Consider the following 25,329-nt stretch of genomic DNA (forward strand, 5'->3'; position numbering starts at 1 on the left):
CAAACGGATATAATCCCACCAATGTCAGCCAGTTCACCACTAATGCCCCACTGTTAACTCGCTATCTATAATATTGATTTTATTTACTATAAGTACATTTAATGACTCGATTTCTGTTCGCTCTTATCTTAGGTTTCCTACTGACTGCCTGTCAGCAGGTGACCGTGGACGAAACAGAATTCGTGCCGAAAAAATTAACTGAGCTAAGAGTCGGTACACTTTACGGCCCACAGATTTATATGACCTCGGGCCAAGGTGATAGCGGTTTCGATTACGATATGGCGGTATTGTTTGCCGAATACTTAAATGTGCCCTTAAAAATGGTGCCCTACACAAACCGTATCGAGTTGTACGAAGCCCTCAAAAAGAATGAAATCGATATTATTGCTGCAGGCATGACAGAAACGCCCACAAGGCGAGAACAGTTCCGCTTAGGTCCACCGCTATACCGGGTGAATCAAGTGTTGGTGTATCGCGAAGGCATGCCAACCCCAAAAGACATCAGTGACTTAAAAGGCAAGATCACCGTTATCGCCGACTCTTCCTTCGTCGAGACCTTGACCCAGTTGCAAAAGCATTATCCAACGCTGGTGTGGGATCAAATTACCGACAAAGACAGTGAAGAGTTGTTGGCCATGATTGCCAACAAAGAAATTGACTACACTATCGCCGACTCCAGCAGCGTACAGATCAACCGTCGCTACCTGCCCGACCTACGCTCAGGCCCTGTGCTAGAAGAAAAACTCGATGTGATCTGGCTGTTACCTCCCACTCACAGTGATGAACTTATGAGTAAATTGCTGGCCTTTTGGCACCAAGAGAAGCTTGCCGGCACGCTGGATCACCTCAACGAGAAATACTTTGGTCATGTAAAACGCTTCGATTATATCGATACTCGCGCATTTATCCGTGCCATTGAGACAGTATTGCCGCGTTATCGACAATTATTTGAAACCCATGCAGGCAATTTAGATTGGCGTAAACTGGCAGCAACCAGCTATCAAGAATCACATTGGAATCCTAATGCCCGCTCGGCCACAGGAGTGCGTGGCATGATGATGTTGACTCAGCCAACCGCCAAAGAGATTGGGATCACCAACCGACTCGATGCCGAAGAAAGTATTCGCGGCGGCGCGGCGTATTTGAACGATATGATCAACCGCCTGCCAGAATCGATCCCCGAGAGTCAACGCATGTGGTTTGCGCTGGCCTCTTACAACATAGGATATGCCCATATTGAAGATGCACGTAAGCTTGCGGAATCGATGGAGTTAAATCCCAATGCTTGGCGAGATTTAAAAAAGGTACTACCGCTACTGCAAAAGCGTAAATATTATCAAAAAACACGTTATGGTTACGCCCGAGGCAGTGAAGCCGTTCATTACGTCGACAGCATCCGTCGCTACTATGACACGTTAGTCTGGGTGGATAATCAGTCGAAACAACCTGACCCCGATGATGACTCGAGCGACCTTACTGTGGAAGAACCCGTGATTCCTGCGGGAACGTTAAGCCCTGATCAACCTAAATAGCTTAACTCGTTAGCGCTCAGATGCATGGGCCAAACGACAATCCAACAACTCACTTCTTATATATCAAGTACAGAGTTTTACGTAACAAGAACATCAATATAAAAACTCAAGATGTACGTAGATGTCTTCAACAAGGTGCGATATCAAACAACAGGAGAACCGAATTAAGGTTTGCCAACCTAACTCAAATTTGCGATGAAAAACATCGCTTAGTTCAGCTTATCTGACCAGTGCTATTGCTGCACTCCTGTGCAACTGCTACTGTCTTGGGTTATGACCTAAGATAAATCTCTGTAGGGCATCGATAATAACAATTAATGGGGTCAATATGAGAAGAAAAACCATCAACAATACCGTTGCGCGTCGTCGTACTTTGCTAAAAATTCGTCATCGCCGTATTTTAAATCGTCAAAAACTCTTCTTTACTTTTATTCAGTCTCAGGATTAATCCTGTCACGTTAATCGGCACTTACCCAATAGCTTGCTGCGCCTTTTGAGCCTGTTTCAGGGCTTTTTTCTCTTCCCTGCGACGTTTAAAAAAACGACTCAATTGCGCGCTACAAGCATCGGCCAGCACCCCAGATGTGACTTCAACTTGGTGATTAAACGCCGGATGTTGCAGCAAATTCAGCACAGTACCCGCTGCACCCGTTTTCTCATCCCGAGCACCAAATACCACACGAGCAATTCTGCTATGCACCATAGCGCCCGCACACATAGCGCAAGGCTCGAGGGTGACATATAAAGTCGCATCTAAAAGACGATAGTTTTCGACCAAACGCCCCGCTTCCCGCAGACATAAAATTTCCGCATGGGCGCTAGGATCGTGTTGGCTAATGGATAAATTGTAACCCGTCGCAATCTGCTGACCGTCTTTGACCAATACCGCACCCACGGGCACTTCGCCCTCGGCCTCGGCTTTTTCTGCCATCAGCATCGCGACTTGCATCCAATGTTCATCTAACTTCATTTGGTCCACTAGGCTGTCACTCATCTGTAAAAATACGGCAATTATACCTATAACCAATAAAAAAGGCGCACTTGGCGCCTTTCACTGAATAAGGATTAAGCCCTCTCGATTGTTGCCTGAGTAGATAATGGGCTTTCATCTCTCTCGGGATTGGACATGCAGAGTTCGGGTAGAGTAGCCCTTATTCAAACCTTTGTTCACGCTCCTCATCCTCCCGCTGTTCACGCAATTTCTCATGCTCGATCAACTCAACCAGTTTTGCTGACACCGATTTAGCAGCCATCGCAATATTCGGGCTCCCATGTTCAAGTAACCCTCTAATAGCATCCGCTCTAGGTTGCATCGCATTTGCTCGGCTACCAGACCAAGATGAAGGAGTAACACGTTCAGCAAATACCTCCAGTATGGCAACCGGATCAGGAGCCGCTTCCAACAGCCTGATGGCTGATTCCGATATTGTTATTGTCCCTTCATCCTTTGACCAAAGGCGGACACCCTTCGCGACAGCAACCCATACTCTGGTCTCGTTTCGACTACGACACCACTCAATCAAATCGTTCACATCAATTTTAGCGAGAGGAGTCCGACGCAAACCACCACGGCTAATAAAAAAAAGTCGCCAACGTTGTTGTTCTTCAGTTCCCTCAAAAATACGATCGAGGAATGCTTCTGACATCAATGCGGCGGTCGTCTCAATAGACTTTTCAAAGTCATGAATGTAGCCATAGTTCTCATCAACAACAGAAAAAATCATATCCAACCACTCTAGCTTTTCGGCTTTGTTACCATCGAAACGCAAAGCTGTACTGACGACCCGAGCCATATGATGATCCATAGACCCACCAGAATCGCGGTCACTGCTTGAAAACCTCTGTATCGCAGCCCTTAGGCCAACTAGTCGAAAGTCTGGACCAAGCGAGTCCACCACTTCCTTTTCGCTATACAGTCTCATGGTTAGAGCTTTTAAAACTACTACATCACCATTTGGCTTACTCAGAAGTCGCTGAGCAAGATCAAGGACACGGGCTCTTGGCAAATCAGCATAGTCGTCCCGCCATAAGATTGGCTCATACATCCAGGAACTTGTGTCAGTATCTTCCAACAACGCTATACAGCGATCTAAATCGATTTCAGTAAACTCCCGCCGGGGATGCAAGCCGACTAACACTCGTCGAAGTTCAGGATGTTGTGCGCACTGGTCGAGTAGATCTTGGGCTAGAGCTAAATCGACGGAGTTTACAGCTTCAATGAAGCCGCCGAAGACTGAAAATCCTCTATTAGCTTCGGGTTGTAGTCCCAATTGATCAATGAGTTGCTGCCAGTTGACCCGCAAATCATGTGCCCCTTTCGCCAAGCCCCTCCCAAATGCGGTGCGATAGGGCATCCAATCGTTGGAGAACAGGTTACACCCCAACTCGCCAAGCTCATGCTCTGATGCGGCGAAGTCCTCACCCAATTGAAGCGCCTTGGCTTCAAGTCGCTTCTCAGCTTCGCTATGCTTGTTGGTGTCTTCATGATCAAAATCAACGTCAAGCGCCCAATAGTAGTGCTCATTACTGAGCACATATGTCATTATTTCCGAAACCAAGTCATGAGGCTCCAACTCCCTCTCCAATGCGGCAAGGTTGTCTGGCAGTGACTCTACATCATCCCCGTCTTTGCGCTTAGTATGGTCGAAATAGATCGTTGTTCGGACGGCTTTCCACCCCTCACCCCAAGGGTAATGCGCATGTAACTTGCGCGCTGCATCAATGAGTTTTTCCCTAATTGCAACTTGTCGCCACATGCCTCTAAATGCTTTCGCCAGCGTCTGTCTTGCGAGATCTTCAAGAGTCGAATCACTAGAGGTTCCCAGTTTGACAGCAACGTCGATAAAGGCGCTACGCCACTGCACAAGCTGATCGTGATTGGGTTTAAATCCATAGTCTCTTGGGCGAGCACCAAACTCATGTCCCCCTGACCCACTCCACCGCGCTTCTAAGGCAGTAGAGAGCATCCTTAAACCCAGCGACCTACGTCCAGTAACACTTGATGAAAGACATTCATTCATGATCGCAACGCGCTGTTCTAAAGTAGCGTGGGTGCCAGAGAGATATGCTTGGAAGAACTTTGTTATCTGGTTTTGCACCGAGGCGTTATTATTACTTTCCTCTTCTAAATCAGCCAGATGAATGAGCAATCTAATGCACCGTTCAAAGGTGCTCGGTTCATACGCCAGCAATAGCAGAAGATTGATAATTGACGTTCGCCGAGATTTATAACCCGGTTTCATGCCTTCAAAATCAGAGGAGATAAGTACCGCTTCAATCCTGTCGAGCAGAACTTCAGGCGCTACTGGTGCGATATAATCCAGCATTCGTGCCGATATATCGTTTAATTCTGTTATCCGCCCCAGCAACCCATCGGGTTGAAGCCAAGTTTCAACGATCTCTTTCGCCACAGGATGATCGTGCAACAACCCTAGCCTATGTGCGAAAGACATGAGTAAGCGTTGACGTTCAGGGGCTTCAAAGGTTTCTCTGAGTTGAGCAACTGGGATATTATTCAGTGCCGACATAGCCAACTTATTGGCAATGGCATGGGGCAAAATAGCTCTCCAATAAGCCCTCTTCTGTACTATATGGCGGTTTGATAACTTGTTGACTGACCGAGACAACTGGCTTGAGGAATACCCAAAGTTCGAACCCAATACCTCAAGTTCGTTTTGGCCTTTCTCAACAGTTGCTACCGAGAATGAATATACCAGAGACAGAATTTCAGCGTGCTCACGCAGGTTATCATCAGGGCCTTTACGCTGCTCAAACAAGCGATCAAACAACTGAGTATCAGAAAGCTGAGCTAAACTCTCACCTTCCTCAACCCTCTCGGCAATAGCCAGAGATACCCTCGAATTACCATCAGCAAACGCGGCAATTCGGCGGGCGTTATTCTGGCCGATTTTAGGGAAACGGCGCAGCAGAAGCTGTTCAGCCACCTCAGGCCCTACTGCTTCTATATGGATGACCTCAGTGGTCTGAGGCTTATCGTCTCTGATGTCATATTCAACCGTGATAAGGCTGACCTTTGTACCTTTGGCAGAGACTTTACTGGCTAGTAAGGTGTGCAATTCTGAAGGGCAATTATCAAGGACCATAATAGCCCGTTCCCCCTCTGCAATCAGCCTATCTAGCATTGCTGTAGCAGAAGGCTCCGGACTTTCACCTGTGTCGACATAGACTGCGATAGTCCGGTCAAGCGCATCTGTGCCGACTGTCTCATCGAAAAGTGCCTGTACGATTCTGGTCTTTCCAACGCCAGATAACCCAGTGATGCGAACCGCCTTCCTAGTAGAGCGAATAAGATCTCGCATCGGTGCAATGGCGTCATTAATGCTGAGCTGTTGCCCCCTGCCTGACGGCAGAGTGACGGTCACCCCTGGTGCTGAAATCAAGGTGTCCAGCGCCCCCTCGGGTGGATTACTCCATGCGCCGTATGGCTGCCAACCGGAATATCCCTGACCGAGATTTCTTTTTGTCCAGAGCATGACTGACGGATGTTGCCGCACCCATTGAGCCAGTTTAGAACGGTCGTAGAAGTCCAAGTAAAGATTGTCACTATTAGGATCATCCGCCACGGCATCTCGCATAGCTTTGATGCGGTCCCTCTTCATAAGAGGAGAGCAATCATCACCTAAGCTGACAATGATATAGCTCCCACCTTTTTTAGCATGTTCAGAGATGGTCGAAGACAGTTTCCCTGCGGTGACCATTTCCTTGATAATTGCAGCCCTCGGCATCGAATGCTTTTTTGCCTGAAGAATGGTGTTCGGCCTTTCGAGAAAACCTGCGCTCAGCTGTTCGACAGGGACTTGAACGTGAATATCAATCCCACCATCAGCAGCATTAATTGAACCTGACCAGTTTACATACGCAGGGCTATGCCCCTGCGCCGCTATTTCAGCCTCGGCGAGGCGAGCAATCAACTCTTCGAGCAGAGTATCAGAGAGTCGGAGTAATTCGTCTTTCTCAATATCAAAAATTGCCACGGTAATCCTCAGCTGAACATCTTGTTAACTCTATCTAGAGCAAGATAATTTTATCGGATAATCAAGAATTCGATAATAACAGCTCTTAGCCTAATGATTAAAAAGAAGTTTAAGGAGAAAAACCTTATCAATAGATGTGTTAACTCAAATAGTGGTACACAATCCCGCATTGGAAAGAAAGTGCTGTCTTATATTTTTACTCAGTTAAAGGACTGCAATTTGCGTCCGAAGCAATACTGACTGCTTCAGATTTTTGGATCACCTTGTTTTTTTTTAGAAAAAATATCGTCATCCCAATAAAAATGCCAGTCAATAAAATGACTGGCATTGAGATAAATCATAAATAGTATTTTATTAGCTATTTATATTTGGGCTATTCCCATTCGATGGTTGCAGGTGGCTTACCTGAAATATCGTAAACTACGCGAGAAATGCCATCGACTTCGTTAATGATGCGGTTTGATACGCGACCTAAGAAATCATAGGGCAGATGCGCCCAATGGGCTGTCATAAAATCGATTGTTTCCACGGCGCGCAGTGATACAACCCAGTCATATTTACGGCCATCGCCCATCACGCCGACTGAGCGAACGGGTAAGAACACAGTAAAGGCTTGACTGACTTTATTGTATAAGTCGGCTTTATGCAGTTCTTCAATGAAGATAGCATCGGCGCGGCGCAGCAAGTCACAGTATTCTTTTTTCACTTCACCTAATACGCGCACACCAAGACCGGGTCCTGGGAACGGGTGACGATAAAGCATGTTGTATGGCAGGCCTAACTCAAGACCAATTTTACGCACTTCATCTTTGAACAGTTCACGCAGAGGCTCGACTAAACCGAGCGCCATATCGGCTGGCAAACCGCCAACGTTATGGTGAGATTTAATCACATGGGCTTTGCCTGTGGCACTACCGGCAGATTCAATCACGTCTGGATAAATCGTGCCTTGCGCTAACCATTTGGCATTGGCGCATTTTTTCGATTCTTCATCGAAAATTTCCACGAATACGCGGCCGATGATCTTACGCTTAGCTTCTGGATCGGCTTCGCCTTTCATCGCATCGAGGAAACGGTTTTCCGCATCAACGTGAATGATATTCAGGCCGAAATGATCGCCAAACATTTCCATCACTTGCTCGGCTTCGTTCAAACGTAATAAACCGTTATCAACGAATACGCAGGTCAGTTTTTTGCCGATAGCACGGTGTAGCAGCATGGCCACAACCGAAGAATCAACACCGCCCGATAATCCTAAAATCACTTCATCATCACCGATTTGCTTCTTCAAGCGCTCAATCGCATCTTCGATGATAGAGGAGGGTTTCCAGTTAGCTGCACAGCCACAAATGTCTAAGGCAAAGTGCGATAACATGCGCATACCTTGGCGAGTGTGGGTCACTTCAGGGTGGAACTGTACGCCGAAAAATTGCTTTTCTTCGTTTGCCATAGCGGCAAATGGGCAAGTGTCCGTTTTAGCGACCGCCACAAACCCTTCAGGAATAGCCGACACTTTATCACCGTGGCTCATCCATACGTCGAGTAAGGGTTTGCCGTCACTGCTAACCGCATCTTCGATGCCTTTGAATAGCAATGAATCTGTCAGCATTTCAATTTGAGCGTAGCCGAATTCACCTTCGCCCACACCTTGGATCACTTTACCGCCCAGCTGCTCAGACATAGTCTGCATGCCGTAGCAAATGCCCAGTACCGGCACACCTGCGGTAAAGACGTATTCAGGCGCACGCGGCGAGTTTTCAGCCGTGACACTTTCTGGTCCGCCCGCAAGAATAATGCCGTTCGGGGCAAATTCGCGGATTTGGGCTTCTGTTACGTCCCAAGCCCATAATTCACAGTAAACGCCGATTTCACGGATACGACGGGCAATCAGTTGAGTGTACTGGGATCCAAAATCGAGGATCAGTATCTTGTGCTCATGAATATCGCTCATGGGTAACCTTTATCTCATCTATTGTTTTAACATTGCTCAAAGCAGCGACTGCCAGCTTTAAGTATTGGATCATACGTTTTACAAAGAGGCGGCTTACGCCGCCCCTCTTATCAAACGATTAAGAACCTGAACGGTAGTTCGGCGCTTCTTTAGTGATAGTCACATCGTGCACGTGGGACTCGCCCATGCCCGCTGAAGTCACTTTCACAAATTGGGCTTTTTCATTCAGCTCTAGAATGGTGGCGCAGCCCGTTAATCCCATACAAGAACGTAGGCCGCCCATATGTTGATGGATGATTTCCTTCAACTTACCTTTATAAGGCACACGCGCTTCTACACCTTCGGGGACTAACTTATCGGCAGCATTGTCCGATTGGAAATAGCGATCGGAAGAGCCTTGAGACATAGCGCCTAATGAACCCATACCACGGTAGGATTTATACGCACGACCTTGATATAACTCAGTTTCACCCGGTGCTTCCTCAGTTCCCGCAAACATTGAGCCCGCCATGATGCAAGATGCACCCGCGGCTAATGCTTTGGCTAAATCGCCAGAGAAACGAATGCCGCCATCGGCAATCACAGGAATACCTAGGCTCTTCATGGCTGCAGCGGCATCGGATACAGCAGTAATTTGCGGTACGCCCACGCCTGTCACGATACGAGTCGTACAGATAGAACCTGGGCCAATACCCACTTTAACTGCGTTAACACCCGCTTCGACTAAGGCTAATGCACCTTCTGCCGTGGCAACGTTACCACCGATAATTTGCAAATCAGGATGTTTAGCGCGAGTTTCACGAATGCGTTGTAAAACGCCTTCGGAATGACCGTGGGAAGAATCGATAAGTAAAACGTCAACACCGGCTTTAACCAGAGCGTCAACACGCTCTTCATTACCAGCGCCCGCACCTACGGCGGCACCAACACGTAAACGGCCTAACTCATCTTTACAGGCATTCGGTTTACGTTCGGCTTTTTCGAAGTCTTTAACTGTGATGAGGCCTTTCAGCTTATAGTTATCATCAACCACAAGAACTTTTTCGATACGATGTGAGTGCATCAATTTTTGCACTTCATCTAATTTAGTGCCTTCGGCAACAGTGACTAAACGCGCTTTAGGCGTCATCACTTCTTCTACCGTTTTGCTCCAATCTGTCACGAAACGTACGTCACGGCCAGTGATGATACCAACCAGCTCGTTGGCTTCGTTGACCACGGGATAACCCGCAAAACCATTCTTCAGTGTTAACACTTTCAGATCGGCTAAGGTCGTTGATGGGGTAACAGTCACAGGTTGTTGAACCACGCCCGCTTCGTAAATTTTTACTTTACGAACTTCTTCGGCTTGTTTTTCAATGCTCATGTTTTTATGAATAAAGCCTAAGCCGCCTTCCTGCGCCATCGCGATCGCAAGACGAGCTTCGGTAACTGTGTCCATAGCGGCAGACACAAGTGGGATATTCAATTCAATGGTATTGGTCAGGCGAGTTTTTAGAATGGCGGTATTTGGGAGTACAGTCGAATGCGCAGGAACAAGCAACACATCGTCAAAAGTAAGCGCTTCTTTAATTAAACGTAGCATATGCAACATCTCCCCAGTTGAGTAGGATTTAGAGGTGAAATATTGCGGCGGGATTATACCTTGCATATCGCCACTGGTAAATGGAAAATAGTAAATATCCCCATTTTATTGAGTTATTCGATGCAAGGCACCAAAAACAACATTTATACTGTCTCGCGGCTCAATGGTGAAGTCAGACAAATTCTCGAAGGACAACTGGGTAAAATTTGGCTTAATGGCGAAATATCCAACTTTTCCTCCCCCAGCTCAGGTCATTGGTATCTCACCTTAAAAGACCACTCTTCACAGATCCGTTGCGCCATGTTTAAGGGCCGTAACCAGACGGTCAGCTTTAAGCCCATCAATGGTCAGCAAGTGCTGGTCAAAGGCGCGATCAGCGTTTATGAACCCAGAGGCGACTATCAATTATTAATTGAGTCCATGCTGCCCGCTGGGGATGGATTACTCGCCCAGCAGTTCGATGCACTCAAGATGAAGCTCGCCGCCGAAGGATTATTCGCCGCCGACACCAAAAGATTGCTACCCAAAAATATTCAACGCATTGGCGTTATTACGTCACCTACGGGTGCGGCGATCCGTGATGTTTTACATGTATTGGCAAGGCGCGATCCTTCGATTGAAGTCATTATCTATCCGACCCAAGTTCAGGGCGAAACCGCGGCGCAGAGTATTTGTCAGGCAATCAATATCGCCAACCAACGTTTAGAAGTCGATGTATTACTGCTCACCCGCGGCGGCGGTTCGCTTGAGGATTTGTGGTGTTTTAACAGCGAAGCCCTCGCCCACACGATTTATAACAGCGCCCTGCCCATTGTCAGCGCCGTCGGCCACGAGGTTGATACGACTATCAGTGATTATGTTGCTGATATCCGCGCCCCAACACCCTCTGCGGGCGCGGAGCTATTATCACAAGACAGTGATAATAAGGCGCAAAAACTCGCCACAGCCTTATCGCGCCTGCAACAAAGCGCGAAACATTATCAGCTTAAACAAGAAAGACGACTTAGTTTGCTAGAGCACAGACTGCAACGCCAAGACCCTAAACGGACTTTGCAGCAGTTCGAACAAAGATTCGATGAGATGCAATTACGACTAGAGTCCGCGCTGTCGAATCGCTTGCATCTGCTCAGCCGCCGTCAGCAGTTGCTCGCAAGCCGCCTTGAACAGCAATCTCCCAAGCATAAACTCGCCATTGAGGGTAACCGCTTAAGCTATCTTGCGAGCCGCTTACAGGATGCATTGCAGGACAAACTCAGCCAAAGTGAACAGCGGATAAAATACGCGGCCCATCAACTCGAAACCGTCAGTCCGCTTGCCACGTTAAGCCGTGGTTACAGCATTACCACTGACATCCACCATCAAGTGGTCGACTCTGCTGATAAACTGGCCATCGGTGATAGTTTGCAGACCCGCTTGCGCCATGGACAAGTGATTTCAACCGTCACTCAGATAAAGCCGCTCGAATAAATCTACATGACGCTGAAATAGTCTTAAAACACAAAAGGAACCCTAAGGTTCCTTTTGTTTCAAATGTGTCTGGTAAAAAACACTATTTGGTTTTTCTGTCTTTGATATGGCTTTGTGCGCGTTTGCGACGGCGCTCTTGGCTCATAGTTAACTTCTCAGTCTTGTTTTCAAATGGGTTATCACCCTCTTGGAAACGTAGCTGGATTGGCGTACCCACCACTTTCAACGAACGACGGAAGTAGTTCATCATGTAGCGTTTGTACGAGTCAGGCAGTCTACTCACTTGGTTACCGTGAATGACCACGATTGGCGGATTGTAACCACCGGCGTGAGCGTATTTAAGCTTCACACGACGGCCATTCACTAATGGCGGCTGGTGATCGTCCTGCGACATTTGCATAATACGGGTCAGCATAGAAGTGCTGACGCGGCGTGTAGCACTGTCGTAAGCTTCTTCAATCGATTCAAATAAATGGCCAACACCAGTACCGTGCAGCGCCGAAATAAAGTGAATACGGGCAAAGTCGATAAAACCAAGACGACGGTCAAGCTCGCTCTTCACGCGATCTTTAATGCCTTGGTCGATACCATCCCACTTGTTGACGGCAATAACCAAAGCGCGACCCGCATTGAGTGCGAAACCTAACAGACCTAAATCTTGCTCGGCAATACCTTCACGGGCATCGATGATAAGCAAAACCACGTTAGCATCTTCAACCGCTTTCAAGGTCTTGATCACTGAGAATTTCTCAATGACTTGATGTACTTTACTACGGCGACGAACACCCGCGGTATCGATAATCACGTACTCGCGACCTTCACGTTCCATTGGAATATAAATACTGTCACGGGTCGTACCGGGTTCATCAAATACCACAACACGTTCTTCACCTAGAATACGGTTAGTCAGGGTTGACTTACCGACGTTAGGTTTACCTATGATCGCCAGCTTGATAGGCAAATCTTGCAGACGCTTTTGCTCAGCTTCCGCTTCTTCTTCGGTATATTCACGCTCTTCAGTAACTTCGTCTTCACCTTGACGCACAATGCCCATCGCTTCGGCATAAGGGGTCAGCGCGTATTCGATCATATTGGTCACGCCACGTCCTTGGGACGCCGCCATTTGGTAAACTTCACCTAGACCTAAAGACCAAAACTCGGCACAAGCTGAATCGGCATCAATACCGTCAACTTTGTTAGCAACCACAAAGGTGGTTTTTTGACGGCTACGTAAGTGCTGGGCAATCGACAGATCCGCAGCGGTTAAACCCGCGCGCGCATCGGTCATAAATAGAACGACATCGGCTTCTTCAATGGCAGCAAGGGATTGCTCAGCCATTTTCGTCTCGATCCCTTCTTCAGTGCCATCGATACCGCCGGTATCGACCACAATGAACTCATAGCCGGATAAGAATGCTCGACCATATTTACGGTCACGTGTTAGGCCAGGAAAGTCAGCAACCAGCGCATCACGCGTGCGCGTAAGACGATTAAATAGGGTGGATTTACCGACGTTCGGCCGACCAACAAGGGCCACTACAGGGATCATGATTTTGCCTCTAAAAAACTTTTCAATAAAAAGCCCCCGGAACACACTTCCAGGGGCTCAGCAAGGATAACACTTTTAACTATGGAAGTGTTACAACAGCCAACTTTCCGCTGCGACCTTGAACATAGATTTTATCATCCACCACTAACGGCTGGCTGTATAATCCTGAGCTGTCCACTTGGACACGACCCACAATCGTCCCTGTACTGCGATCGATGAAGTGTAAATAACCTTCGAAATCACCCACAACTAAATAGTCTTTATACACAGCAGGAGATGTCAGAGTGCGGTTAGCTAACTCAGAATTACTCCACAGTTCCAAACCGTTACGTTTATCAACTGAGTAGATACGGCTGTGATCGTCAACTAAGTACAAGCTTAGGCCCGCTGATGCTAACTCGTTAAAGCTAGAATACTTACGTGTCCACACAACTCGACCCGTGCGCAGTTCCATCGACACTAAGTTACCGTTGTAGCTCACCGCATATAAATTGTCGCCAAGGATCAAGGGGGTCATATCCACGTCGGCCATACGCGTAAACTCGTTACCGCCCGTTGGATTGTAAATAGCCTGTTCCCACGCAGCTTGACCATTATTTTTAATCACAACAGCCACTTTGCCATCGGCGGTACCGATGAAGAAACCACCCGCTTCGTAAGCTGCAGAACCTGTACCGCGCAGGGTCAGATTCGGCAATTGCATTTCATACACCCACAGTTTAGCGCCAGTATCGACGTTAAACGCTTCGAGTGAACCAGAGCTGGTACTGACCACCACGACGTCATCGGCCACAGTGGGAGCAGACAGTAATTCACCGCCCGCAACGACATGCCATAACACTTGGCCATCTTCAGCGTTCAATGCAGCAAGCAGCCCACTTTCACCGCCTAAAAAGACTTTATTACGCGCAGCAGTCACACCAGCAGCAATACGCGCACCTTTATTTTTCGCTAAAGCGTTATCACGAAACTCTTCGCTGAAATCTTTAGTCCAAACGCGCTCGCCAGTGGCCTCATCGAAGGCAACCACTTCACCATAACGGTCAGCTGCAAAAATTTTTCCATAACTAACGGCGGGGGCGAGGCGAGAATAATAATCTCCAACACCATCGCCGACAGAGGTGCTCCAACTCACTTCAGGAAACACTGTCGCCTGAATAGCAGTTAACTCACTTACCGGTTCTTCTTCGACATCGCTCGACGAACAGGCGGATAACATGGCCAGACTTAATCCAGCGGCTAGCAGGTTTTTGCACCAAGACTTCATCAAGGGATCCCTTATGCCTGATTTAGGCTATCAAGTTTGATTTTAAGCGCAGGGCTTGTCACCACACCACCATTGTCCATGGCAGCTTGATAAGCTGTTTTTGCCTTCTCAACATCACCTTGACGTACTAAGAAATCACCTTTCAACTCATCGCGCTGAGCGAAGAAAGCTTTATCTGTTACTTGATCTAAGGTCGCTAGAGCTGCATCAATTTGACCTTGCTCTGCTTGTACACGTGCTAAACGCAAAGTCGCAATCACATCTAAACCAGCACCGGGTTTAGCCGTAATCACCTTGTTCAAAGCATCAATCGCTTTTGGATAATCCTTCGCTTCTACCGCAGTTTTGGCCACGATCAGTTCTAACAAGGCTTGATAGCCCTTTTGATCGTGATTTTTAGAAAACTCGGCGACACCCGCAAGCATAGCGGCTTCATCGGCAGATTTAGTGGTCAAATTTTGGAACGCTTTTGAAGCTTCTTCCGCTTGCGCCACTTTAACGTCAGAATAATAATTCCACGCATATAAGCCGCCTAAACCCACTACGGCACCGATTAAAATTGAATTTCCGTAATCTTTCCAGAACTGCTTGATAGCATCAACTTGTTGTTCTTCTGTGCTATAAATTTCCACGCGCACGTCCCCTTTATTTGATCAGTTCAGCCAAAAATGCGCCTAAGGCACTTCGAGCTACCCGTTGTTGTTCGATGTCATTGCGTAAATGTTTAACCGTAACCATACCTTCGGCAAGTTCATCTTCACCTATCAGTAGTGCCACACTCGCACCGCTTTTGTCGGCACGCTTCATTTGTTTCTTCACGTTACCGCCGCCACAGTGACTCATCACTTTAAGGTTTGGCAGTGCGTTACGTAATTCCTGCGCGACCTTGATGGCTTCAACCAGACAGCTATCACCCATGGCCGTGACATACACATCCACTTCTGGCGGAATATCTTTGGTCAGCTCTAAGGTTTCAAGCAGCAAGACAATGCGCTCTAAGCCCATAGCAAAACCGACCGCTGGAGTATCTTTACCACCTAACTGGGCGACTAAACCATCGTAGCGACCACCCGCAAGTACAGTACCTTGTGAGCCTAAACTAGATGTAACCCATTCAAATACAGTGCGATTATAGTAATCTAAACCACGTACTAGACGCGGATTAATGGTGTATTTGATACCCACAGCATCAAGTAGTTCACGCAATTGTGAAAAATGTGTCTTCGATTCTTCACCGAGAAAATCCATTAACTCAGGTGCATCAACCAATATGGCTTGGACATTTTGATCTTTTGAATCCAATACTCGCAGCGGATTGCTGTACATGCGACGCTTACTGTCTTCATCGAGCGCATCTTTATGCAGCTCTAAAAACGCAATCAAGGCATCACGATAAACAGCGCGCTCAGCAGGATCACCTAAGGTATTTAGCTCTAATGAGACGTGCTCGCTAATCCCGAGTTTTTCCCACAGACGTGCCGATAGCATTAGGACTTCAGCATCAATATCAGCCGAGCCAATGCCATACACTTCAACGCCAAATTGGTTAAACTGACGATAACGGCCTTTTTGTGGACGTTCGTGGCGGAACATAGGACCCATATACCAAAGACGTTGCTCTTGGTTATATAGCAGACCGTTTTCGTTACCTGCACGCACTGTCGACGCGGTACCTTCTGGGCGCAGCGTTAAGCTGTCACCGTTATTATCTGCAAAGGTATACATTTCTTTTTCAACAATATCAGTCACTTCACCGATAGAGCGTTTAAAAAGATCGGTATTTTCCACTATTGGAGTGCGGATTTCGCTGTAACCGTAAGCACTGACGCTCGAACGTAGTACCGCTTCCACTTTTTGCCATAGAGGACTTTGAGTTGGCAGAATGTCATTCATTCCGCGAATCGCTTGGATCTGTTTTGCCACTGTATCGACTCGTCCGATTTCGCTAAATTAATAAAAATGTCACGCATTATAGGCTTTTGAGCGTAAAACGTAAAACGACCCCGTCGGTTTCGGGGCCTAGCTCAACATCATTAGGCGTAATCTATGCCCAAATGCGGGTACATATTACTCAGTTGTGTCTTTGATTTGAATACGGTTCGCCATTTGACTGGCTTTTGCGCGAATTTTCGCTTCAAGGGAATCGACAATGTTGTCGTTGTCAAAACGTTCTTTTTGACGTTCACCCTCATCATAGTAACCGCTCTTATTGTGCCCACCGGTTAAACCGATGTGCGACACTAAGGCTTCACCTGGGCCGTTAACTACGCAGCCGATAATAGACACATCCATGGCGGTAGTCACGTCTTCGAGGCGACGCTCTAACTCATTGACTGTACTGATCACATCGAACTCTTGACGAGAACAAGATGGACAGGCAATGAAGTTGATGCCACGGCTACGAATACGCAGCGACTTTAAAATGTCAAAACCGACTTTGATTTCTTCGACCGGATCAGCGGCCAAGGAAATTCGTAGGGTATCGCCTATGCCTTCGGCCAATAACATACCTAAGCCTACGGCCGATTTCACTGAACCCGCGCGCGCGCCACCGGCTTCTGTAATGCCTAAATGCAGGGGTTGACGAATTTGTTTTGCTAATAAACGGTAAGATTCGACCGCTAAAAATACATCGGAGGCTTTAACGCTGACCTTAAACTGGTCAAAGTTCAATCTGTCCAGAATATCCACATGGCGCATAGCTGATTCAAGCAAGGCTTCAGGTGTGGGTTCTTTATACTTGTCCATTAGATCTTTTTCTAATGAACCACCATTCACACCAATACGGATAGGAATATTATGGTCACGGGCACATTCCACCACGCTACGAATACGCTCTTCATTGCCTATATTACCCGGATTGATTCGAAGGCAATCGACACCGTACTCGGCAACTTTTAAAGCAATGCGATAATCAAAATGAATGTCGGCCACTAAAGGAACATTGACCGCTTGCTTAATGAGTTTAAAGGCTTCAGCCGCATCCATAGTGGGTACAGAGATACGCACTATATCGGCACCGACTTTCTCTAAGGCACGAATTTGAGCGATTGTCGCTTCAACATCTGTAGTCTTAGTATTGGTCATTGACTGAACAGCAATCGGCGCCCCATCACCAATCGGTACATTACCCACATAAATGCGGGTGGAAGGACGTCTTTTTATGGGAGTTTCATTATACATGCTTAATACGCTCTATTTCGGTACGTGCTGCAGATCATTACGCGGTCGTTAGGCTTTAGGCAAGGTTAAACGCGCGACTCGTCCCTTGGGGAAATCCGCTAGGCTAACAATTTGACCATCTAAGCTTAAGGTCGCTACATGGGGTGCACCTAAAATGACTTTAAACGGTGGCACACCGCTCACTTGCACTGTTGCGCCAGCGCCTTTAACACCATCGACTAACGCTTTACCTTTAGCATCAACAATGTTTATCCAGCAATCACCCGTCAACTGGACATCTATAATCGATTGTCCTGCAACAGCAACCAAAGTACTTGCTGTAGTGGCAGTGGTCGGTGATGTTGTGGTCGGTGAAGGCGTTGCACTAACAGGCTGTTGGACTACAGGAGCTGTCGTTTGCGGAACCGATGGCATTGTCGTAGTGGCTGCGATTGCTGAACCGCCATCTTCATTACTCGTATCAACGGTCTGAGGATAATTATTGTCCGTTGGTCCTGTGCTGACATCAATAGTGCTTGCATCCGTATCTTTAATTGGACCATCGATAGACATTGAGCCGTTTGCGGCAATCTCAGTCAAACGAGGACTGGCATCCGTTTCGGTCAATAACACATCACCTGGCAGCGTCTGATTCGCCGCTGCGACCTCTTCAGCCGTGGGTTGCGACACATCAATAGTGCTTAGCAAGGTGGTTTTTTGCATCCACCAGACGACTAACGAACCGAGTAACACTATGACGATAAAAATACTCAGCCAAGTTAAACGTGTATCGCGAGCTTGATATGTGGTTTTGCGTGAAAAACTTTGCATTGCAGGCTCAGTCACAACTGGCACTTGCTGCACAAGACAAGCTTCAATCAAAGCCGCATCGGCACTGACCATACGCGCGTAGTTTTTCACATAGCCACGTACATAAGTCGATGAGGCAATATTGGTAAAATTGTCAGCTTCAATATCTTCAATAATACGAGGACGTAGATGCAGCTTTACAGCGGCATCTTGAATACTAAGGCCCATTTTTTCGCGGGCGGCTTTTAATAAAGTACCAAGCGTGACATCTAGCGCGACTGATTGCGGTGCTACCGACTCAACTGGCGCATTGGTTTCATGATCTTTCATTGATGCAAATTAACTCTGTATTGCTTGGCCTGAGGTGATGCTGGGAATTTGGCAAGCAATAAAATACCAAATCTCTTCACAGCGGCATCATCATTCACTGCCTGCTCTATTTTGATCCCGAGCGCTAAACTTTCTGGAGTTTGCTCAGCCACTTGGTGATAGCGCGCTAATTGGTTTCGCGCCTGAATAAAATCACCTTGATCGACTTCTAACTCTGCCAACTCCAGTAATGACACCGAGCGTCTCGGGTCATACTTTAACGCCATCTGAAAATACTGTCGTGCCTTTTCTGCTTGTCCTGCTTCGCGACTACAAAGACCTAAGTTCTCATAGCTTGAGGCAGTGCGCGTATATTTGGGCATTTCAATTGCGGCCAAAAACATTTTTTCAGCTTTGTTGTATTGCTTTTGTTGGCACAAAAACACCCCGAAATTATTCATGGAATCGCCAGAGGCGTCCTTAGTACTAATGGCATTCATGTACGACTCTTCGGTACGCACTAAATCGCCCACGGTTTGATAGTAATAAGCCAGAGCGGTATGCACATCTTCGAGCTCTGGAGCATATTCTAATGCTTTATCAAGATTGTATTTGGCTTGTTCCGTGCTACCTCGATTTAAATAGGTTAAACCGAGCTGCATCCGCTCTCTTGCGGCGGCGACTTTGTCTAACTTTCGTTCCGAAACAGGAATATCTGTCCCAGTATAAGTACGCTCAGTGACGCATCCTGTCATCAATAACGACAGGCTTAAAATCAACGAAAACCTTGGCAATCCATGCTTCATGGGCAAGCCTATAAATCTGTGCAAACAAAGAGTTAATTCATTGTGACTGAAATCTGGTTTTCTTGCATGCGTTTTTTCGCTAAACGTTTCGTTCTGTCGCGAATATCGCCAGCTAACTGACCACAAGCGGCATCGATGTCATCTCCACGGGTTTTACGTACGATGACAGTAAAACCGTATTCCATAAGAACCTTAGAAAAACGGTCGATACGTGAATTAGATGAGCGGCCATAAGGCGAGCCTGGATACGGATTAAATGGGATCAGATTCACCTTACAGGGTGTATCTTTCATTAACTTAGCTAACTCATGGGCTTGGTCTGTGCTGTCGTTGATATGATCTAGCATCACATATTCAACCGTCACGCGGCCGCGGTTAGCATTTGATTTAGCAATATAGCGACGAATACCCGCTAAAAACTCATCCAGCGGATACTTTTTATTGATCGGGACCAGAATGTCACGCAACTCATCATTCGGTGCATGAATACTGACAGCAAGTGCCACATCGATGGCATCGCCCAGTTTGTCTAACGCTGGCACTACGCCTGATGTTGATAAGGTCACGCGGCGCTTTGATAAACTAAAACCAAAATCATCGAGCATGATGTCCATCGCAGGGATCACATTGGCTAAATTGAGTAATGGCTCACCCATGCCCATCATCACGACGTTAGTGATCGGACGCTCGCCCGTGTCTTTTGCAAATCCTAAAAAGTGCGACACGCGCCAGATTTGGCCGACGATTTCAGAAACCGTTAAGTTACGGTTAAAACCTTGCTGACCCGTCGAGCAGAAAGTACATTCCAGCGCACAGCCAACCTGTGAAGATACACACAAGGTCGCACGATCATCCTCAGGAATATAAACCGTTTCCACTTCTTGGCCTTGGCCAACATTAATTGCAAATTTTATCGTACCATCGGTCGATTTTTGGAAACTCGAAATTTCTGGTGCAACGATCTCGCAGCGGGCCGCCAACTTTTGACGTAACACTTTGTTGATGTTGGTCATCTCTTCGAAGTCACTGACACCGAAATGATATAGCCATTTCATGAGCTGATCGGCACGAAAGGGTTTTTCACCCATTTCCGCAAATAATGCGCGCATCGCCTTACGATCAAGGTCTAATAAATTGATCTTCTTTTCACTCATATAGCTAACCTCAACACCAAAAACCGGATCCTGCAACAGGGCGGCGAATTATACAGACGCAAATAAATTTTAGCCAGTAACTCAATTCACCTATGATAGAATCTCCAAGGGCTAATATTGGCCTAAAATACGGAGTTGTAATTCCACCTATATGTTAACCCTCATCATTATAGTGCTTGTCGCTGTTGCTGTTTCTTTTCTGTGCAGTGTGTTCGAAGCTGTTCTGTTATCGGTTACCCCAAGTTATATCGCATCACTCGAACAAACTGACAGTGCCGCAGCCGCGCGCTTGCGTAGATTGAAAGAGAATGTCGAAGCCCCTTTGGTGTCAATCCTTACCCTAAATACTATCGCTCATACCGTCGGTGCCGCCGTTGCAGGTGCGCAAGCGGCTAAAGTATTTGGTGACGATATGTTAGGTGTTTTCTCGGGCGTATTAACATTTATTATCCTGTTTTTCTCAGAAATCATTCCTAAATCATTGGGTGCAAACCATTGGCGTCGCCTCGCACCAAGTGTTTCTGTTGCCGTGCTGTGGATGAAGCGTACCACTAAACCGCTGATCTGGATGTCACAGCAAGTCACTCGCCTAATGGGCAAAGGTGATGAAGGCCACTACATACGCCAAGAAATGAGTGCTATGGCCAAAATTGGCCATGAATCCGGTGAGCTTGATGAGCAAGAGTCAAAAATTTTGACACAAATGCTGAAGGTGCGAGATATGCCAGTCACGGCTATCATGACTCCACGTACTGTGATGTTTTCTTTGCCCATAGATCTCACCCAAAATGAGTTTGTGCGCCAATACCGCGACAAGCCTTTTACTCGAATTCCAGTTTACGACCAAGATCATGATGATGTGATTGGTTACATTACCCGCACCGATGTATTGCTAGCAGAGCGTTACACGCCAGAAGCACCGATTGGTGAACTTAAACGGAGTTTATTTGTGGTGCCTGAAACCGCAAAAATTCTGCCACTTTTTGAGCGTATGATTAAACGTAACACCCAAATTGCGATGGTGGTCGACGAGTACGGCAGTAGCCAAGGTATCGTAACTCAAGAAGATATTATCGAATCTATGTTAGGATTAGAGATTGTCGATCTAAACGACCCAGCGACCGATATGCAGCAATTGGCACGTAAACTTTGGACTAAGCGCATGAAGCAAAAAGGCATTCGCCTATCCGATGACGGTGATTTTGAAGCCGCATCCGATGATGACGAAGCCAAATCTGGCTGAAGGCTAACCAAGTTTAGTGCTTGTTAATATAAAGGGAGCCTAGCTCCCTTTATTCTTTTAGAATGCGGATAACTCAGAACCCTCTGAAACTCGCATTTTCAGGTTGCTTGGGTATATACTCACCCGCCGTAATAGAGGTAAGTTATGACACAGAGCTACACACTCTCACTCGCGCACATTAATGACACCCATTCGAATTTTGAACCCTGCCGCGTCCAATTTAGCCTTAACATAGGCCAACATAAGCTAGATGTGACCAGCCATAGCGGTGGTTATGCCCGCATCGGCCATCACATCACAAAAGCGCGTCACACCGCTGCACAAACCAATACGCCTTTTATTTTCCTGCATGGTGGTGACAGCTTCCAGGGCACGCTATATTTCAGCCATTTTAAAGGTAAGGCCAACGCCCACTTACTCAATCTGTTAGCTCCTGATGCTATGGTCATTGGCAACCACGATATCGATGAAGGGAACGCCAGACTTGCCGAGTTTGCCAAGCAAATTGATTTCCCATTGCTTGCGGGCAATATGGATTTAAGCCAAGAAGATCTCAACAAACCCAGTTGTCTGCGAGGTTTGCCTAATATCTTGGATTATGATCATGAGCAACAACGCGCGAAATACCTGCTTAAGCCCTTCCACGATAAGACCTTAGCCATTGTCGGTATTACCTTAGATCAGATGAAAGAGATCGCTCGTCCCGATCCCGACACCCATTTTGTCGATGCTATCGCCACTACCGCGCGCACGGTTGAGCACCTTAAAAATCAAGGTATTAAGCATATTATCGTGCTCAGTCACTTAGGCTTAGATCAGGATAAACGCCTCGCGGCCGAAGTCGATGGTATTAGCCTTATCGTCGGCGGTCACACGCATACGCTACAGGGGGATTTTCGCGCCTTAGGTTTGAGCAACCTGCCCTACGGTGAAGTCATCAATAACACGCCCATAGTGCATGCGGGTAAGTATGCCGAAGTCGTCGGCTTGGCCGAGGTAGTATTTGACGCTGAAGGTAAAATGCTGAGCTTAACAGGCGGCAACTACTTCATGCTAGATCAACACTTTATCTTAAGTGCTAACACGGCAGTCGATAACCAAGATTACCAAGCTGTGCGCCAGCAGCTTAATCAGCATCCGAATATCTTTTGGGATGATGCCGATGCCGATATCGATGGCGTGATCCGAGATATCTACAAACCCGCTATCGCAGAGATGGAAAACAAAGTGTTAGCACTGGTGCCGAAGAACTTAGTCCATACCCGCTTACCCTCTAAAGCCCTGCCCCACGGCAGTGAAATAGCACCTTGGGTGAGTCGCAGCATGTTCCAAGAAGCCAAACTGGTCGACCCAAGAGTGAACTTTGCTCTGCATAATGCTGGCGGTGTGCGCCAATCGGTGGCCCAAGGACAATTGACACTAGCCGATGTGATGGGGCAATTACTCCCCTTCGAATTACCATTAGTTAAGTATGAAATTCAAGGTCAGTTTCTCTATCAAGCGCTCGAATCGGCGATTAACGCGGCAACCAACAACAGTGTCCGTGGCACAGGTGCAGGCAGCTTCCCCTACACTTACGGCCTACGGTATTACTACGATGGGCGACGCCCACTGGGTGAGCGTTTATTCAGACTAGAGATGATGCAGCAAGACAGCCAATCACTATGGTATCCCGTTGAACCTGAGTCACTTTACGTAGGAGTTTCAACATCTTATACCGCCGCAGGTAAAGAAGGTTATTCTCCATTGCTGCAAGCCCGCTGGCAGGAGTCGATGGAGTCACTGACTTTGCCACAGGCCTTTATTCGATTCTTGAATCGCTCACCGAATCTGTCTGATTTATTGTCACAGCATGTGCATTACACCAGCCACAGCCAACGTATAGGTTAGGCGCTATGCTCCTCATGGCGTAAACATTAATGCTGTGAGGAGCAAAGTGAGTGGCAACTTACAAAGCACTAAACAAACCTGAGCTTAAAATTGCCAATCACATTGCGGTAAACGCGCAGTAAACCAATCCTGCGCCTTGCCTTCAGCATATTTACGCCATGCCATAAACACAGCTTGCGTTGGGCGCGGCATTTCCACATGACAAGCCACTAGGCTTCCCGCCGCCAACGCATCTAAGATCAAGTGCTTTGGAATGTAACCCACACCTAATCCCAATTGCTGCGCCTTAATTTTGGTCTGCATATTCGGCACACGGATCACTTGGCGACTATCAAATAAACCACTTGATCGCTGTGCTAGGGCAGTCGAACTATCTGCTACCACAATAGAAGGAAATTGCAGCAATGCCTCGGTCGGAATTGGACCTGCATGTTGCGCCAATGGGTGCGCGGGATTTAAAGCAAATACAAACTCCAACTCCCCAATTTCAACCACATGATATTGGCCTTTGGGCAACTCCCCTGTTACGCCGATAGCGATATCGGCACGACCAGAATAGAGCGCATCCCAGCCGCCACCTAAGGACTCTTCGCTGATATTCACAGTCACTTGCTTACCCAACTCAGTAAACTCACCAATCAACTGCAGCAGGGGTAAATCCGGCACCACTGTATCTATGGCTAAGGTCAATGAAGACTCCCAGCCTGTCTCGAGTTGACGCACCGCCTCTTCGAGCCTTGATGTTGCCGCAAGGATTTCTCGGCCTTGGCGCAGCACAAGTTGACCGACTAAGGTCAGCTCGGCGCGCTGGCCCTTACGTTCAAATAATTTTGTGCCTAAATCGCTTTCCAGTTTCTGCACTGTGTAGGTCAGTGCCGACGGCACCCGAAACAAAGACTCGGCAGCAGCGGAAAAACTGCCTTTTTTATCAATGGCATCGAGCACGATTAATCCATCGAGACTAATAGATGGCAACATATAAACCTTATATTCAAATTATTTGAAATGGACATTGAAAATGTTCCGATTTTCTTTGCCAAAGGTCAAGTCTACACTGCTTAGCAATGGCGAAGTTCTTCGGAACTGCAGCCAAACTGACTTAAGACTGAATGAACAATACCCTTAACTATTCGTTAAATAATTTGAAATGAGGAATATCCCATGAAAGCACTGATCACAAAAACACTGAAATCAGCCCCGAGTTTTGCCCCACTGGCACTGCGCATTCCTATCGGGATCATCTTAATCGCCCATGGTTCACAAAAACTGTTTGGCTGGTTTGGCGGTTACGGCTTAGAAGGCACTGGACAATGGATGGCATCCATTGGTTTGACGCCAGGTTACTTAATGGCATTGATGGCAGGTTCAAGTGAATTCTTCGGCGGCCTGTTCCTATTGCTTGGCCTGCTGACTCGCCCAACGGCCCTCGTCTTGTCATTCACTATGGTTGTGGCGATTTTCTCGGTACATATAGGCAACGGTCTGTTCCTTGCCAATAACGGTTACGAATTTGGTCTCGCCCTATTAGCAGCCACAGTCTCATTGACGGTATCAGGTGCTGGCAAATTCGCTGTAGATAACCTATTCGCTAACCGCATCAAATAAAGGGG

General features: G+C 47.2%; 18 protein-coding genes. 5 read left to right on the forward strand and 13 right to left on the reverse strand.

Annotated elements, in window-relative coordinates:
• Positions 1-101: 101 nt before the first annotated feature.
• Complete coding sequence (mltF, locus tag KO533_RS07080) at positions 102-1,532, forward strand: membrane-bound lytic murein transglycosylase MltF (protein WP_028761246.1); 1,431 nt, start codon at positions 102-104, stop codon at positions 1,530-1,532.
• A 469-nt stretch (positions 1,533-2,001) separates the two neighbouring features.
• Here the strand turns inward: mltF and tadA are convergent, their stop codons facing one another.
• The 4 genes from tadA to guaB all read right to left on the reverse strand — a co-directional run bounded on the left by tadA (position 2,002) and on the right by guaB (position 10,062).
• A complete protein-coding gene (gene tadA, locus KO533_RS07085) occupies positions 2,002-2,502 on the reverse strand; it encodes a tRNA adenosine(34) deaminase TadA (protein WP_251073371.1) in 501 nt (166 codons plus the stop codon).
• A gap of 181 nt (positions 2,503-2,683) precedes the next feature.
• Positions 2,684-6,526 carry a hypothetical protein gene (locus KO533_RS07090; protein ID WP_219253445.1) on the reverse strand — a complete coding sequence of 1,281 codons (3,843 nt, stop codon included), beginning with the start codon at positions 6,524-6,526 and terminating at the stop codon, positions 2,684-2,686.
• 373 nt (positions 6,527-6,899) lie between these two features.
• The gene (gene guaA, locus KO533_RS07095) at positions 6,900-8,477 is read right to left on the reverse strand and encodes a glutamine-hydrolyzing GMP synthase (protein ID WP_028761248.1); all 1,578 of its coding nucleotides are present in this window, start codon (positions 8,475-8,477) and stop codon (positions 6,900-6,902) included.
• A 118-nt stretch (positions 8,478-8,595) separates the two neighbouring features.
• Positions 8,596-10,062, reverse strand: a complete 1,467-nt coding sequence (guaB, locus tag KO533_RS07100; RefSeq protein ID WP_006085677.1) for an IMP dehydrogenase — start codon at positions 10,060-10,062, stop codon at positions 8,596-8,598.
• A gap of 120 nt (positions 10,063-10,182) precedes the next feature.
• Here guaB and xseA point away from each other — a divergent pair, with 120 nt between their 5' ends.
• A complete protein-coding gene (gene xseA, locus KO533_RS07105) occupies positions 10,183-11,529 on the forward strand; it encodes an exodeoxyribonuclease VII large subunit (RefSeq protein ID WP_219253447.1) in 1,347 nt (448 codons plus the stop codon).
• Positions 11,530-11,611: 82 nt separating this feature from the next.
• Here xseA and der read toward each other — a convergent pair whose 3' ends face one another.
• From der to KO533_RS07145, 8 genes are all read right to left on the reverse strand, one after another.
• Positions 11,612-13,078 carry a ribosome biogenesis GTPase Der gene (gene der, locus KO533_RS07110; protein WP_105251897.1) on the reverse strand — a complete coding sequence of 489 codons (1,467 nt, stop codon included), beginning with the start codon at positions 13,076-13,078 and terminating at the stop codon, positions 11,612-11,614.
• A gap of 79 nt (positions 13,079-13,157) precedes the next feature.
• Entirely contained in the window at positions 13,158-14,345 is a 1,188-nt protein-coding gene (gene bamB / locus KO533_RS07115) for an outer membrane protein assembly factor BamB (protein ID WP_219253449.1), read from the reverse strand.
• An 11-nt stretch (positions 14,346-14,356) separates the two neighbouring features.
• Entirely contained in the window at positions 14,357-14,977 is a 621-nt protein-coding gene (locus KO533_RS07120; RefSeq protein WP_028761251.1) for a tetratricopeptide repeat protein, read from the reverse strand.
• 13 nt (positions 14,978-14,990) lie between these two features.
• On the reverse strand, positions 14,991-16,268 hold the full coding sequence (gene hisS, locus KO533_RS07125; RefSeq protein ID WP_028761252.1) for a histidine--tRNA ligase: 1,278 nt from the start codon (positions 16,266-16,268) through the stop codon (positions 14,991-14,993).
• A 144-nt stretch (positions 16,269-16,412) separates the two neighbouring features.
• Positions 16,413-17,528, reverse strand: coding sequence for a flavodoxin-dependent (E)-4-hydroxy-3-methylbut-2-enyl-diphosphate synthase (gene ispG, locus KO533_RS07130; RefSeq protein WP_105251894.1), 1,116 nt, complete (start codon positions 17,526-17,528; stop codon positions 16,413-16,415).
• A gap of 48 nt (positions 17,529-17,576) precedes the next feature.
• A complete protein-coding gene (locus KO533_RS07135; protein WP_219253450.1) occupies positions 17,577-18,647 on the reverse strand; it encodes a RodZ domain-containing protein in 1,071 nt (356 codons plus the stop codon).
• The gene (gene pilW, locus KO533_RS07140; RefSeq protein ID WP_028761255.1) at positions 18,644-19,432 is read right to left on the reverse strand and encodes a type IV pilus biogenesis/stability protein PilW; all 789 of its coding nucleotides are present in this window, start codon (positions 19,430-19,432) and stop codon (positions 18,644-18,646) included. The genes KO533_RS07135 and pilW overlap by 4 nt, the downstream gene beginning before the upstream one ends.
• Positions 19,433-19,464: 32 nt before the next feature.
• Positions 19,465-20,586: a bifunctional tRNA (adenosine(37)-C2)-methyltransferase TrmG/ribosomal RNA large subunit methyltransferase RlmN gene (locus KO533_RS07145; RefSeq protein ID WP_028761256.1), complete on the reverse strand. Its 1,122-nt coding sequence runs from the start codon at positions 20,584-20,586 to the stop codon at positions 19,465-19,467.
• Between the two features lie 151 nt (positions 20,587-20,737).
• Between KO533_RS07145 and KO533_RS07150 the strand changes: the two genes are divergently transcribed.
• Both KO533_RS07150 and KO533_RS07155 read left to right on the forward strand, forming a co-directional pair.
• Entirely contained in the window at positions 20,738-21,829 is a 1,092-nt protein-coding gene (locus KO533_RS07150; protein WP_028761257.1) for a hemolysin family protein, read from the forward strand.
• A gap of 144 nt (positions 21,830-21,973) precedes the next feature.
• Positions 21,974-23,719 (forward strand): bifunctional metallophosphatase/5'-nucleotidase, encoded by a 1,746-nt coding sequence (locus KO533_RS07155; RefSeq protein ID WP_173243688.1) that lies wholly within the window; start codon positions 21,974-21,976, stop codon positions 23,717-23,719.
• An 84-nt stretch (positions 23,720-23,803) separates the two neighbouring features.
• Here the strand turns inward: KO533_RS07155 and KO533_RS07160 are convergent, their stop codons facing one another.
• Positions 23,804-24,697, reverse strand: a complete 894-nt coding sequence (locus KO533_RS07160) for a LysR substrate-binding domain-containing protein (RefSeq protein ID WP_168824535.1) — start codon at positions 24,695-24,697, stop codon at positions 23,804-23,806.
• A 183-nt stretch (positions 24,698-24,880) separates the two neighbouring features.
• Here KO533_RS07160 and KO533_RS07165 point away from each other — a divergent pair, with 183 nt between their 5' ends.
• Positions 24,881-25,324 carry a DoxX family protein gene (locus KO533_RS07165; RefSeq protein WP_028761260.1) on the forward strand — a complete coding sequence of 148 codons (444 nt, stop codon included), beginning with the start codon at positions 24,881-24,883 and terminating at the stop codon, positions 25,322-25,324.
• Positions 25,325-25,329 lie beyond the last annotated feature (5 nt).

It is taken from the genome of Shewanella sp. NKUCC05_KAH (genome assembly GCF_019345585.1).
GTDB lineage: Bacteria > Pseudomonadota > Gammaproteobacteria > Enterobacterales > Shewanellaceae > Shewanella > Shewanella oncorhynchi.

Coding starts and splice junctions, on each gene's coding strand:
- mltF (WP_028761246.1), top strand. CDS start 102: ATGACTCGATTTCTGTTCGCTCTTATCTTAGGTTTCCTACTGACTGCC.
- tadA (WP_251073371.1), bottom strand. CDS start 2,502: ATGAAGTTAGATGAACATTGGATGCAAGTCGCGATGCTGATGGCAGAA.
- guaA (WP_028761248.1), bottom strand. CDS start 8,477: ATGAGCGATATTCATGAGCACAAGATACTGATCCTCGATTTTGGATCC.
- guaB (WP_006085677.1), bottom strand. CDS start 10,062: ATGCTACGTTTAATTAAAGAAGCGCTTACTTTTGACGATGTGTTGCTT.
- xseA (WP_219253447.1), top strand. CDS start 10,183: ATGCAAGGCACCAAAAACAACATTTATACTGTCTCGCGGCTCAATGGT.
- der (WP_105251897.1), bottom strand. CDS start 13,078: ATGATCCCTGTAGTGGCCCTTGTTGGTCGGCCGAACGTCGGTAAATCC.
- bamB (WP_219253449.1), bottom strand. CDS start 14,345: ATGAAGTCTTGGTGCAAAAACCTGCTAGCCGCTGGATTAAGTCTGGCC.
- ispG (WP_105251894.1), bottom strand. CDS start 17,528: ATGTATAATGAAACTCCCATAAAAAGACGTCCTTCCACCCGCATTTAT.
- KO533_RS07135 (WP_219253450.1), bottom strand. CDS start 18,647: ATGAAAGATCATGAAACCAATGCGCCAGTTGAGTCGGTAGCACCGCAA.
- pilW (WP_028761255.1), bottom strand. CDS start 19,432: ATGAAGCATGGATTGCCAAGGTTTTCGTTGATTTTAAGCCTGTCGTTA.
- KO533_RS07145 (WP_028761256.1), bottom strand. CDS start 20,586: ATGAGTGAAAAGAAGATCAATTTATTAGACCTTGATCGTAAGGCGATG.
- KO533_RS07150 (WP_028761257.1), top strand. CDS start 20,738: ATGTTAACCCTCATCATTATAGTGCTTGTCGCTGTTGCTGTTTCTTTT.
- KO533_RS07155 (WP_173243688.1), top strand. CDS start 21,974: ATGACACAGAGCTACACACTCTCACTCGCGCACATTAATGACACCCAT.
- KO533_RS07160 (WP_168824535.1), bottom strand. CDS start 24,697: ATGTTGCCATCTATTAGTCTCGATGGATTAATCGTGCTCGATGCCATT.
- KO533_RS07165 (WP_028761260.1), top strand. CDS start 24,881: ATGAAAGCACTGATCACAAAAACACTGAAATCAGCCCCGAGTTTTGCC.